This window comes from Streptomyces sp. GLSS-08, from assembly GCF_056387915.1.
The window spans coordinates 107180-119410 of record NZ_JBWJAQ010000002.1; the positions used below are offsets into that span (position 1 = coordinate 107180).

Below are 12231 nucleotides of genomic sequence, written 5' to 3' on the forward strand. Positions count from 1 at the left end.
CCTGACATGCGCGACGCCGGACGCATCAGGAGAGGCAGGCCCGCGCGCGGACGGGAAGGTGTCAGACTGACGCCATGAACGAGCGCGAATTCGGCAGGTCAGGACAGCATGCATCGGTCATCGGCCTCGGCACGTGGCAGCTGGGCGCGGACTGGGGCGACGTGAACGACCAGGACGCACTTGCCGTGCTGGAGGCGGCGGCGGAGTCGGGGGTGACGTTCTTCGACACGGCCGACGTGTACGGCGACGGGCGCAGCGAGCAGACGATCGCCACGTTCCTGCGCGGCCGGCCGGATCTGCATGTGCAGGTCGCGACCAAGATGGGCCGCCGTGTCGACCAGATCCCGGAGAACTACGTCCTCGACAACTTCCGTGCCTGGAACGACCGGTCCCGCCGCAACCTCGGCGTCGACCGCATCGACCTGGTGCAGCTGCACTGCCCCCCGACCCCCGTCTACTCCTCCGACGAGGTGTTCGACGCCCTCGACGCCCTGGTCGCGGAGGAGCGGATCGCCGCGTACGGGGTGAGCGTCGAGACGTGCGACGAGGCGCTGACGGCCATCGCCCGCCCGAACGTGGCGAGCATCCAGATCATCCTCAACCCCTTCCGCATGAAGCCGCTCCGTGAGGTCCTCCCGGCGGCGGCCGAGGCGGGCGTCGGCATCATCGCCCGGGTCCCGCTGGCCTCCGGGCTGCTGTCGGGCAAGTACACGAAGGACACCGTGTTCGGTGCGAACGACCACCGGACGTTCAACCGGCACGGTGAGGCGTTCGACCAGGGCGAGACCTTCGCGGGCGTCGACTTCGCCACCGGGGTGGAGGCGGCGGCCGAGTTCTCGGCCCTCGCCCCCCAGGGCTTCACCCCGGCCCAGCTGGCGCTGCGCTGGATCGTGCAGCAGCCCGGCGTGACCACGGTGATCCCGGGCGCCCGCTCGCCCGAGCAGGCCCGCGCCAACGCGGCCGCCGCGAGGATGCCGGAGCTGCCCGCCGAGACCCTCGACGCGATCGAGGACCTCTACACCCGCAGGATCAAGGAGCAGGTGGAGGGCCGCTGGTAGCGGCCGACGCGACTGCCGCAGGACCGCAGGGGCTGGAGGGGCTGGAGGGGGATCCAGCCCCTCCGGGCGTTTCGGGCTCCGGAGCGGAGCCGGGAGCCGGTCCTGCTGAGGGCCCGGGCCCCCGGCAGGACGAGTGAGCCGGGCAGGGCGGCGGGGCGATACACACCACCAGGGATGCGCTCAGGCGAACATGTTCGTCACGTACTTGTTCTGAACGAACATGTTCGCTACCTTGGGGGAGTGACAGCACATCCCCCGGAACAGCCCGCCCCCCGCCCGAGCCGCCGCGAACGTCCGGCCAAACCCGCTCTGACCAGGGAAGGCATCATCGCGACCGCCGTCGCGCTGATGCATGCCGAGGGTCTCCAGCGGGTCACCATGCGCCGCCTGGCGCAGGAACTCGACACCGGCCCCGCTTCGCTCTACGTGTACGTGCGCAACACCGCCGAACTGCACGCGGCGGTCCTCGACGACATGCTCGGCACCGTCGACCTGAGCCCGGCCGCCGCGACCGGCGACTGGCGGGACCGTCTCGTCGGCGTGCTCACCTCCTACACCGCGGTGCTGTTCGAGCACCCCGGGCTCGCCCGTTCGGCTCTGGTGGCCCGCCCGAGCGGCGGCCACTACCTGGACCTGCTGGAGGCCGTGCTCGCGCTGCTGCGCGAGGGCGGCGTCCCCGGCGCGCGGGCCGCGTGGGCGGTCGACCTGCTGCTGCAGTACGCCACCGCGACCGCCGCCGAGCACGCCGCCGGTGACAAGGACCCCGCCGACACCGAGGGGGAGTGGGCGGCGCTCGCCACCGCCCTGCGCGGCGCCTCCGGCGACAGGCACCCGAACGTGGCCGCCCTGAACACGGAACTGCTCTCCGGACCCGGAGAGGCCCGCCTGGACTGGGGCTTCGAGGTCCTGGTCAACGGAATTCTGCACACCCCAGTACCCGACGCACTCTGAAGCCCACCGCCACCAGGAGAAGAGCCATGACCACACCCCACCACCCCCTGGCCGTGATCGGTGCGGGCCTCGGCGGACTCACGCTCGCCCGGGTCCTGCACGTCCACGGCATCGAGGCCGCCGTGTTCGACCTCGACGCCTCCCCGGCCGCCCGCACCCAGGGCGGCATGCTCGACATGCACGAGGACTCCGGGCAGGCGGCGCTGCGGGCCGCCGGCCTGCACGACGCGTTCCGCGCCCTCGTCCACCCCGGGGGCGAGGCCATGCGCGTCCTGGACAAGGACGGCACCGTCCTGATGGAGGACGACGGCGCGGACGGCGAACGGCCCGAGGTCGCCAGGGGAGCGCTGCGCGACCTGCTGCTCGGTTCACTGCCCGAGGGCACCGTCCGCTGGGGCGCCAAGGCCACCGGCGCGCGGACCCGGGACGACGGCCGGCACGAGGTCGCGCTCGCCGACGGGCGGACGTTCACCGCCGACGTACTGATCGGCGCCGACGGGGCCTGGTCGAGGGTGCGCCCCCTGCTGTCGGACGCCGCTCCCGTCTACTCGGGGCTGTCCTTCGTGGAGGTGCACCTGCTCGACGCCGACACCCGGCACCCGGACGCCGCCGCCGCCGTGGGAGAGGGCATGCTGTTCGCCCTCTCGGACGAGAAGGGCATCCTCGCCCACCGGCTCCCCGGCGGCGCGCTGGAGGCGTACATCGCCCTCAAGTCACCCGCCGACTGGGCCACCTCCGGTCCCGTCGACTTCACCGACACCGACGCCGCGAAGAAGGCGCTCGCGGACCACTTCGACGACTGGGACGAGCGGCTGAGGTCTTTGATCACCGGCGCGGACGGCGCACTCGTCCCCCGGCCCCTCCACGCCCTGCCGGTCGGCCACCGCTGGACCCGCACGCCCGGCGTCACCCTGCTCGGGGACGCGGCGCACCTGATGTCGCCGTTCGCGGGTGAGGGCGCCAACCTCGCCATGCTCGACGGCGCCGAACTCGCCGCAGCCCTCGCGGCCCACCCCGGTGACGTCGAGAGCGCCCTGGCCGCGTACGAGAGGGCGCTGTTCCCGCGGAGCGAGGCCGCGGCCGCCGAATCCGCCGCGAACCTGGACATCTGCTTCGGCCCGGACGCACCGCAGGCACTCGTGGACCGGATGGCCGGCTACCGCGAAGGCGCCGCCTGACCCGCCGGTCGCCGCCACGGCTCGCCGAGCGGCCCGGCACCGCGTGGGGGCCCGACCCGGCAGGGCTGCCCCGGTGACTGCGGCGGCTCCGTGCGGACACTCGTCGTGTTCTCATGGAGCCGCACCTCCCGGACGGGAACTCTCCCTGCCGGCTGCGGCGTTGACGCTGCGAAGGACGCCGCGTCGCACGCACTCCGGATCCGCGATGTGACGGCCTTCACGTTCATGTGTCGGAAAGTGATGAATTCCTTACAGGGGAAACACGTACCGGTGTGCGTAGAGGCATCGTCAGACCGCGGGAGGTTCTTCGTGCGACCGTTCACGCTCGACTACGCCCTGACCACGGGGCAACCGCCGGCCGCTCTGCCTCCGTACCACTTCGACGCGTCGCTCCAGCTGAACGTGCTGCCGGACGGCCGCCCGGCGGTGAGTGACCGGGCGCTCCTCCTGGCCGCGGGCACCACGACCTCCACCGCCGGTTCCCAGACGCACTTCGACGACTGACGGACCGCCGCGGATGACCGTTCTGGTCCTCACCGCCGAGCAGGATGTCACCGCCGACATGGTGGTGGCCGAACTGAACGTGCGCGGTGTCCCGGTGGTGCGCCTCGACCCCGCCGACGTCCCCGACAAGGCCGTCCTGTCCGCCGACTACGCCCACGGCGACTTCGAGGGACACCTGTCCGTGAACGGGCACGTGCTCAGCATGACGGGCCTGCGCTCCGTCTGGGTACGGCGGCCGGGCGAACCGGCCGCCCACGCGGCGCACGCCTCGCCGTGGCTCACCGCCGAGACCCGGCAGGCCCTGTTCGGCATGCTGTACTCGGCCGTCACGCGCTGGATGAACCACCCGAGCAGTGCCGAGCAGGCCCGGCACAAGCCCTGGCAGCTGCGGGTCGCGCACCTCAGCGGCTTCGCCGTGCCACCGACGGTCGTCACCACCGCCCCGCGGGTGGCACAGCAGTTCGTGGCGGAGTACCGGCAAGTGGTCGTGAAGTCGGCCTCGGGCCCGCCGCCCGGCGACCCCACGGTGTCCCTGCCGACCACCCTCATCGGACCCGAAGCGGACTTCACCGGCGTCGCCGCAGGCCCCGCGCTGCTCCAGCGGTACGTGCCCAAGCGGGCCGACATCCGGCTGACCTGCGTCGGAACCCGCCTGTTCGCCGCCCGGAAGACCGCCGCCCCCGGACAGATCGACGGGCGCTACGGCGACACCGGCCACACCTGGGAGACCGCCGCCGTGCCCGACCGTGTCGCCCGGTCGGTCCAGGAGTACCTGGCGTTCACCGGACTCGCCTACGCCGCCTTCGACTTCGCCGAGGACGCCGAGGGGCTCTGGTGGTTCCTGGAGTGCAACCAGGGCGGACAGTTCGGCTTCGTCGAACTGGAGACCGGGCAGCCCATCGCCGAGACGGTCGCCCAGTGGCTGGCCCACCGAAGACCGGGCCGGGACACCCGGCCGGCCTGAGCGGCACCGGAGGGCACTTCCGACGGAGTGTCCCGGGGCCGCCCGCCGGCCTCTCCCGGGGCCGTCTTCGGGATCCGTGAGAAAAATGTGCGGTGGGATGTCGAGAACCCGAGCCCGGCTTCGTCCCCTGAGTGAACGCGGCCACCAGGGGCCGCACCGCACCAAGGAGAACATGATGGCCAAGTACCTGCTGCTCAAGCACTACCGGGGCGCGCCGGCACCGGTCAACGACGTGCCGATGGACCAGTGGGAGCCCGCGGAGGTGTCGGCCCACGTGCAGTACATGCGTGACTTCGCGGCCCGCCTCGAGGGCACCGGCGAGTTCGTCGACAGCCAGGCGCTCTCCCCGGAGGGCACGTTCGTGCGCTACGACGGCGAGGGGCGGCCCCCGGTCACCGACGGCCCGTTCGCGGAGACCAAGGACCTGATCGCCGGCTGGATGGTGATCGACGTCGAGACCTACGAGCGCGCGATCGAGCTGGCCGGCGAACTGTCCGCGGCTCCCGGCGCCGGCGGGAAGCCGATCCACGAGTGGCTCGAGGTGCGCCCCTTCTACGCCGAGCACTGCAGGGCCACCGAGTGAACGAGTCGCTGCTCCGGGAGCTGGTGCCCGCGGTGACAGGTGTTCTCGTCCGTCGCGGAGCCGACTTCGCGGCGGCCGAGGACGCCGTGCAGGAAGCCCTGGTCGAGGCCGTGCGGGGGTGGTCCGACGACCCGCCGCGGGACCCCAGGGGCTGGCTGGTCACGGTGGCCTGGCGCAAGTTCCTCGACGCCGCCCGCGCCGACACCTCCCGCCGGCACCGGGAGGTACGCGTGGAGAGCGAGCCGGCTCCGGGACCGGGCGAGGCGGTGGACGACACGCTCCAGCTGTACTTCCTGTGCGCGCATCCGTCCCTGTCCCCGGCCTCGGCCGTCGCGCTCACGCTGCGCGCGGTCGGCGGTCTTACCACGCGGCAGATCGCGCGGGCCTACCTCGTGCCGGAGGCGACCATGGCCCAGCGGATCAGCAGGGCCAAACGGACCGTCTCGGGCGTCCGGTTCAGCCGTCCCGGTGACGTCGCCACGGTGCTGCGCGTGCTCTACCTGGTGTTCAACGAGGGCTACTCCGGCGACGTCGACCTCGCGGCCGAGGCGATCAGGCTCAGTCGCCAGGTCGCGGCCGGCACCCGCCACGAGGAGGCCGCGGGACTGCTCGCGCTCATGCTGCTGCACCACGCGCGGCGCCCGGCGCGGACCGGCCACGACGGCAGGCTCGTGCCTCTCGCCGAGCAGGACCGCCGCCTGTGGGACACCCGCATGATCACCGAGGGGGTCGACATCCTCCAGGCGGCCCTCGCCCGCGACCGCCTGGGCGAGTTCCAGGCCCAGGCGGCCATAGCGGCGCTGCATGCCGACGCCCGGACGGCCGAGGAGACCGACTGGGTGCAGATCGTCGAGTGGTACGACGAACTGGTGCGCCTCACCGACAGCCCGGTGGCACGCCTCAACCGGGCCGTCGCGGTCGGCGAGGCCGACGGCCCGCGGGCCGGCCTGGCCGCCCTGGCGGCGGTCGACTCCCCCCTGCCCCGCCACACCGCCGTCGCGGCATACCTGCACGAGCGCGACGGAGACCCGGTGACCGCGGCACGGCTCTACGCCGAGGCGGCCCGCTCGGCGGCCAGTGTCCCCGAGCGCGACCACCTCACCCGGCAGGCCGCACGGCTCCACGCGCGGCTGCGCCGATGAGCGACGGCCGGCGGCAGCAACCGTCCCGACGAGGACACCCCGGCGGCCGGCGCGCGCGTCAGGTGCCGGAAGGGCGGAAGGAGCGCAGGAAGACGTCCAGCGCACGCCGGTTCGCGGCGTCGTCCCAGTCGGCGGCCGGGGTCGTCCAGCGGAAGGAGAAGCCCCGCCCGGACCCGATGACGAAGCCGCGCCCGAGGGTGTGCTCGCGCACGCCCGCGGAGTCGGAGAGCCACTCCAGGTCCGCCGCGTCGTAACCGCGGTAGTCGACGGCACGGATCTCGCCCACCCGTTCGTAGCGGACGGACGCCCGCTTCAGGGACGGCTCCAGTGCGCGCCAGACGTCGACCGGATCCGGCCCGAGCCGCTCGCTGTAGGTGATCGCCAGCTTGCGCGGGTCGCCGGGCGCACCGAACGTGACGCGGTAGGACACCTCGGAGGAGCCGGTGCGGGCGAGGGCCTTCCAGCCGGTGGGCAGAGCGATCGAGAACCCTTCGCGCGCCACGTAGCGGTGGAAACCGGCAGGCGGCTCGTCGCCGCCGGACGGAGCGGAGGACGAAGGCGACGCGGACGCGGACGCGGATGCGGACGCGGACGCGGAGGGAGATGACGGAGACGAGGGGGGCCGTGACGCGGGGGGCCGCGACGCGGGCGGGTTCCCGTCGGCGGGCCCGCCTGCCGTCGGCGGGGACGGCGTGGGGCGCGCCGCGGAGGAGCCGCCGTCGAAGCCGCCGCCGGTCAGGGCGAGAGCCGCGAGCGAGACCCCGGCCACGACGAGCGCCACCACCCCCAGCAGCGCCGGCCGGCCGACGCTCCGTCTGCTCCACACCCGGCCCGTCCGCCGGGCGGCGGCGTACGCGTCGCGCAGGGGCGCCGCCTGTTTCGGTTCCCCGGGGTCCTCGCGCAGGATGCGGGTGAACGCGGCGCGGACGACCGGTTCGGGCAGGCGCTCCTGAGGGTCTCTGCGGAGCAGCCCCTGTATGGCGGGGCCGAGCGGTCCGGCGCTCAGCGGGGACCGGATGGGCAGCAGATCGACCGCCCGCAGTGTCGCCTCGACCGGCCCCCGGTCCCGGACGGGCGGCCGCCCCTCCACCATCGTGTAGAGGATCGCCCCGAGGGCCCACAGGTCCGCCGCGGGACCGGTGCCCTCGCCGCGGGCCTGCTCGGGGGAGGCGTACGACGGGGCTGTGACGCGCGGGGACGACGTGGCTCCCAGCACGCCGAAGCCGGTGATCAGCACCCCGCCGTCGGCGCGGACGAACACCTGCCCGGGGCTGAGGTCGCCGTGCGTGATGCCGTCGCTGTGGGCCGCGGCGAGGACGTCGAGGATCGCGAGGCCCATTCTGGCCGCCCGCACAAAGCTGACCGGACCGTGCCGCAGGAGGTCGTTGAGGGGGGCACCCTCGATCCGGTCCATGACCGTCCACAGCGCGCCGTTCTCCTCGACTACGTCGAAGACGGCGGCCACCCGGCCGGGGCAGGCCAGGTCCATGGCCTCGGACTCGCGTAGGATCCGGGCGACGGTACGGCGGGCGTCCGTTCCCGGGGCGGGCCGTGACTCCACCAGGGAGACCGGCCGGTGGAAACCGACGTCCTGACCGTGCCAGCCGGTCCGTCCCTCCTCCCGGTGCACGACCTCCTGCGGCCAGTACCGTCCGGCGATCAACTCCTGTGTGGCGGTCTGCCCCTCGGTCATGATCATCCTTCGCTGCGCACGGGTCTCTCGCCTTACCCGGTTGTACGGCGGGCGCGACCGCGGGTGTTCAACGTCTGCGCGATTTGGGTGCCGGTTTTTCTCCCGTCCCGCCCACTTCGAGCACCCGTACGGACAACGGCCCGGATGTGTTGGCCAGTAGGTGACGCTAAGGAGTGATGCGGGCGACGACCGCGCAGTCGACGCGCCGCCCCTCACCGCTCGCCGGGTCCGTGTACGACAACGACGGCTCCGCGCCCTCGATGCCGGTCAATGCCACGTCGCGCAGCCGAAGCGGATGTCACCGCCCCGGACGTGCGCATGGGTGGCCTGCCCGCGGTCAGGCGAACGCGTCACGCAGCGCCGGCAGCAGTGTCTTCTCCGACCAGTCCAGATAGGCGTGCTGGGAGTCGCCGCCGATCTGCACGAGCGCGACCTCGGTGAAGCCGGCCTCCGCGTAGGGGCGTACGGCTTCGACGAAGGCCTCCGGGTCGTTCCCGCACGGAATCGACTCGGCGACGTCGTCGGGCGTCACGAACTGGGTCGCCCCGGCGAACGACTTGGGGTGCGGCAGCTCGGAGTTGACCTTCCAGCCGCCGCCGAACCAGCGGAACTGGTCGTGCGCCCGCCGCACGGCCGCGTCCCGGTCGGGGTCGTAGCAGACCGGGAGCTGCCCCACCCGCGGCTTGCCCTGTCCGCCGTGCCGGTCGAAACCGTCGAGCAGCTCCGCCTTGGGCTCCGTGGCGATGACGAGGTCGGCGAGCCGGCCCGCCAGCCGGCACGAACGCTCCCCGGAGACGGCGACCCCGATCGGCGGCGCCTGGTCCGGGAGGTCCCAGAGCTTGGCCGACTCGACGTCGAAGTGCGTCCCGCGACGGGTGACATGGTTGCCCTCGAACAGGTCCCGGATGATGCCGAGCGCCTCCTCGAACATCTCGTGCCGCACGTCGACCGACGGCCAGCCGCCGCCCACCACGTGCTCGTTGAGGTTCTCGCCCGAACCGAGCCCCAGTCGGAACCTGCCCTCGGACAGCAGCTGCATCGTCGCCGCCTTCTGCGCCACCACGGCGGGGTGGTACCGGAAGGTCGGACACGTCACGTACGTCATGAGGGGGATCCGCGAGGTGGCCTGGGCGGCGGCGCCGAGCACGCTCCAGGCGTACGGCGCATGGCCCTGCGACTCCAGCCAAGGGAAGTAGTGGTCCGAGGTCACCGAGAAGTCGAACCCAACCTGCTCGGCCCGCACCACGTGGTTGACGAGGTCACGGGGTCCGGCTTGCTCCGTCATCATCGTGTATCCGATTTGCACCATGGAAGACGGGTCCCCGATCCGGTGATCCGGAAACAGGACCGTCCCCCGTACGGATCCATGCCCCCGGGGGACCTACGGACTCCTAGCTTCCGTTCTCCTGGCGCCACTGCGCGACCTGCCCCGGAAGCGGAAGCGGAAGCGGAAGGGGCTTGCGGGGGCACGTGGACACGGGGGACGCGTGGCGGAAAGATGGCGCGTGCACGCAGCCGCTCTTCCCGCCGACCAGCTTCGCCACCGCTTCGCATCACCCCTGAGCCGCCTCCGGAGGCCGCCCCGCATGAGCGCCCGCCCGCTGTCCGTCAGCAGTCCCGCCGCCCAGGGCGTCGACGCTTCCGGCATCCACGCGTTCCTCGACGCCCTCGACGCCGCGCCCGACATCGAGCCCCACAGCCTGATGATCCTGCGGCACGGTCGGCTCGTGGCCTCCGGCTGGTGGGCGCCCTACGCTCCCGAACGCCCCCACCTGCTCTACTCCCTCAGCAAGAGCTTCACGGCCACGGCCGCCGGACTCGCCGCCGCCGAAGGGCTGTTGGACCTCGACGACCCGGTGATCACGTACTTTCCCGAATTCGCGGCCGACATCACCGACCCGCGCAGCCGGGCCATGCTGGTCCGGCACGTCGCGTCCATGGCCAGCGGACACCTCGCCGAGACCCACGACGTGGCCTTCCGGCGCGATCGCGCGGAGCCCGTACGCGGCTTTCTGCTCACCCCGCCGGACCGTGACCCGGGCACCGTCTTCGCGTACAACCAGCCGGCCACCTACACCCTCGCCGCGATCGTCCAGCGCGTGACCGGTCGGACGCTGACGGACTATCTCCGCCCCCGCCTGTTCGACCCGCTCGGCATCGGCGAGGTGGCTTGGCTCCAGCGGCCGCCCGGCCGCGACCTCGGCTTCAGCGGACTGCACGCCACGACCGACGCGATCGCCCGCCTGGGCCAGCTGTATCTCCAGGACGGGGTCTGGGAGGGGCGACGGCTGCTCCCGGCGGCATGGATCGCCGAGGCGACCCGCGCCCACGTCTCCACCTCGGACGGGACGGCGGACGGCGCGGAGTCGGACTGGCAGCAGGGCTACGGGTTCCAGTTCTGGATGGCCCGGCACGGCTACCGCGGCGACGGCGCGTACGGCCAGTTCTGCCTCGTCCTGCCCGAGCACGACGCGGTCGTCGCGACGACCGCGGCGACCGAGCGGATGCAGGACCTGCTCAACCTGGTCTGGCGGCACCTGCTGCCCGCGTTCGGTCCCTCGCCGCTTCCCGGCGGGGACGACGAGCGCCTCCGTGAGCGGCTCGCCGGTTTGGCCCTGCCGCCGGTCCCGGGCCGGGCCGAACCGCCGGGGCGGGCGGAATCCTGGTCCGGGGCACGCTTCACACCCGGGCCGGACGAGGACGGAACCGCCCGGCCCGGGAGACTGACGGGTGTCGTCGTCGACGGGGACGCGGGCGGCTGGACCCTCCGCCTCGACGAGGGCGCCTCGGGTCTCGTCCTGCGGCTCGGCGACGCCGGATGGGCCCTCGGCACGGGACCGGTCCCCACCGCGGTGAGCGGGGGATGGCGCGACCCGGACACCCTGAGCGTGGACGTGCTGTTCCTGGAGACGCCGCACCGGCTGAGCGTCACCTGCGCGCTCACCACGCGTACGTTCACGGCGCGCTGGCACACGACACCCCTGCACGGCGGCCCGCTCAGCTCCCTGCGCGCACCGTCCCGCGACAAGGCGACGCCGGCTCCCGACGCCGCGCCTGCCGCTCGCTGACCGCGTCCGCGCCCACCTCTTTGGTGTGATCGACGCCTTGCGCGAGTGACACCGCCGGGGTGGACCGACCAGCCTGGCCAGCAAGGAGATTGCCCCCTGACTCCCCGTCCTCGCATGCGGACGCCGACGTCCCAGGTCGCCGTGGACAGCGGCCTGGCCATGGCGGTCGGAAAACCACCGCTGCAGACCGGGTCAGGGCTTGACGGCGACCGCGCCGAACTGCGGCAGTGCCGGGGCCGTGTTGGAGCCGGCGCGCCACTGCGAACACGACACGAGGCCCGGGGTGACGAGGTCCAGTCCGTCGAAGAAGGAGGCGATCTCCTCGCGGCTGCGGGCCGTGATCGGCGGGGTGGCGTTCTCGTTCCAGAACTTCATCGCCTCGACGTTGCCCTCACCGCCCAGGTCGGCGTCGGTGGTCGGGTGGGTCAGGGCGAGACAACTGCCGGACGGGACGGCCGCCATGATCCGGCGCACGATGTCCCGCGCCTTGTCGGTGTCCAGGACGAAGTTCAGGATGCCCAGCATCATGACGGCGACGGGCCGGCCGAGGTCCAGGGTCGCCGTGGCGCCCCGGACGATGGCGTCCGGGTCGTGGACGTCGGCGTCGATGTAGTCCGTGACGCCCTCGGGGGTGCTGGTCAGCAGGGAGCGGGCGTGGACGAGGACGATGGGGTCGTTGTCGACGTACACGATCCGTGACTCGGGGGCGATCCGCTGGGCGATGTCGTGGGTGTTGTCCAGGGTCGGCAGCCCGGTGCCGATGTCGAGGAACTGCCGCACCCCGAGGTCCGCGGTGAGGAACTCCACGGCGCGGCCGAGGAATTCGCGGTCCGCACGCGCCACTTCGCGGATCACCGGGAACATCGAGGCGACCTGCTCGCCGACCCGCTGGTCGACCTCGTAGTGGTCCTTGCCGCCGATCCAGAAGTTCCACACCCGGGCGTTGTGCGCCACCGAGGTGTTCAGTCTTCCGGAGGCACCTGTCGGGCGCTGCGTCTCGCTCATGTCGTTCCCTTCCTGCGCACCCGCGGGCGTTCGGGGTGCATGCGGCCGCCACGGCGGCACCTGACCGTCGCCGCCATTGTGCCCC

The 12231-nt window shown here is 72.8% G+C and carries 11 protein-coding genes; 8 read left to right on the plus strand and 3 right to left on the minus strand.

What is annotated here, in order from left to right; all coding sequences use genetic code 11:
• Positions 1-74: 74 nt before the first annotated feature.
• The 7 genes from AC0ZLC_RS03120 (at position 75) to AC0ZLC_RS03150 (ending at position 6380) form a co-directional block, all read left to right on the plus strand.
• The gene (locus tag AC0ZLC_RS03120) at positions 75-1058 is read left to right on the plus strand and encodes an aldo/keto reductase (RefSeq protein WP_476750299.1); all 984 of its coding nucleotides are present in this window, start codon (positions 75-77) and stop codon (positions 1056-1058) included.
• A 240-nt stretch (positions 1059-1298) separates the two neighbouring features.
• The gene (locus AC0ZLC_RS03125; protein WP_476750300.1) at positions 1299-2009 is read left to right on the plus strand and encodes a TetR/AcrR family transcriptional regulator; all 711 of its coding nucleotides are present in this window, start codon (positions 1299-1301) and stop codon (positions 2007-2009) included.
• Between the two features lie 26 nt (positions 2010-2035).
• Positions 2036-3187, plus strand: coding sequence for an FAD-dependent oxidoreductase (locus tag AC0ZLC_RS03130; RefSeq protein WP_476750301.1), 1152 nt, complete (start codon positions 2036-2038; stop codon positions 3185-3187).
• A 309-nt stretch (positions 3188-3496) separates the two neighbouring features.
• Positions 3497-3691: a putative ATP-grasp-modified RiPP gene (gene tgmA, locus AC0ZLC_RS03135; protein ID WP_476750302.1), complete on the plus strand. Its 195-nt coding sequence runs from the start codon at positions 3497-3499 to the stop codon at positions 3689-3691.
• A gap of 13 nt (positions 3692-3704) precedes the next feature.
• Entirely contained in the window at positions 3705-4655 is a 951-nt protein-coding gene (gene tgmB, locus AC0ZLC_RS03140) for an ATP-grasp ribosomal peptide maturase (protein ID WP_476750303.1), read from the plus strand.
• Positions 4656-4830: 175 nt separating this feature from the next.
• Complete coding sequence (locus AC0ZLC_RS03145; RefSeq protein WP_476750727.1) at positions 4831-5238, plus strand: YciI family protein; 408 nt, start codon at positions 4831-4833, stop codon at positions 5236-5238.
• Positions 5235-6380 (plus strand): RNA polymerase sigma factor, encoded by a 1146-nt coding sequence (locus tag AC0ZLC_RS03150; protein ID WP_476750304.1) that lies wholly within the window; start codon positions 5235-5237, stop codon positions 6378-6380. The genes AC0ZLC_RS03145 and AC0ZLC_RS03150 overlap by 4 nt, the downstream gene beginning before the upstream one ends.
• Before the next feature lie 58 nt (positions 6381-6438).
• Here the strand turns inward: AC0ZLC_RS03150 and AC0ZLC_RS03155 are convergent, their stop codons facing one another.
• Positions 6439-8073: a protein kinase domain-containing protein gene (locus AC0ZLC_RS03155; protein ID WP_476750305.1), complete on the minus strand. Its 1635-nt coding sequence runs from the start codon at positions 8071-8073 to the stop codon at positions 6439-6441.
• A 337-nt stretch (positions 8074-8410) separates the two neighbouring features.
• Positions 8411-9382, minus strand: a complete 972-nt coding sequence (locus tag AC0ZLC_RS03160) for an LLM class F420-dependent oxidoreductase (RefSeq protein ID WP_476750306.1) — start codon at positions 9380-9382, stop codon at positions 8411-8413.
• Between the two features lie 277 nt (positions 9383-9659).
• Here AC0ZLC_RS03160 and AC0ZLC_RS03165 point away from each other — a divergent pair, with 277 nt between their 5' ends.
• The gene (locus AC0ZLC_RS03165) at positions 9660-11141 is read left to right on the plus strand and encodes a serine hydrolase domain-containing protein (protein ID WP_476750307.1); all 1482 of its coding nucleotides are present in this window, start codon (positions 9660-9662) and stop codon (positions 11139-11141) included.
• A 192-nt stretch (positions 11142-11333) separates the two neighbouring features.
• On the opposite strand, the gene AC0ZLC_RS03170 is transcribed toward AC0ZLC_RS03165, so the two are convergent.
• Complete coding sequence (locus AC0ZLC_RS03170) at positions 11334-12146, minus strand: SAM-dependent methyltransferase (protein WP_476750308.1); 813 nt, start codon at positions 12144-12146, stop codon at positions 11334-11336.
• Positions 12147-12231: the final 85 nt, after the last annotated feature.

What these genes read in the sequence shown, in the direction of transcription:
- AC0ZLC_RS03120 (WP_476750299.1), top strand. Translation starts at nt 75, where the DNA reads ATGAACGAGCGCGAATTCGGCAGGTCAGGACAGCATGCATCGGTCATC.
- AC0ZLC_RS03130 (WP_476750301.1), top strand. Translation starts at nt 2,036, where the DNA reads ATGACCACACCCCACCACCCCCTGGCCGTGATCGGTGCGGGCCTCGGC.
- tgmB (WP_476750303.1), top strand. Translation starts at nt 3,705, where the DNA reads ATGACCGTTCTGGTCCTCACCGCCGAGCAGGATGTCACCGCCGACATG.
- AC0ZLC_RS03145 (WP_476750727.1), top strand. Translation starts at nt 4,831, where the DNA reads ATGGCCAAGTACCTGCTGCTCAAGCACTACCGGGGCGCGCCGGCACCG.
- AC0ZLC_RS03155 (WP_476750305.1), bottom strand. Translation starts at nt 8,073, where the DNA reads ATGACCGAGGGGCAGACCGCCACACAGGAGTTGATCGCCGGACGGTAC.
- AC0ZLC_RS03160 (WP_476750306.1), bottom strand. Translation starts at nt 9,382, where the DNA reads ATGGTGCAAATCGGATACACGATGATGACGGAGCAAGCCGGACCCCGT.
- AC0ZLC_RS03165 (WP_476750307.1), top strand. Translation starts at nt 9,660, where the DNA reads ATGAGCGCCCGCCCGCTGTCCGTCAGCAGTCCCGCCGCCCAGGGCGTC.
- AC0ZLC_RS03170 (WP_476750308.1), bottom strand. Translation starts at nt 12,146, where the DNA reads ATGAGCGAGACGCAGCGCCCGACAGGTGCCTCCGGAAGACTGAACACC.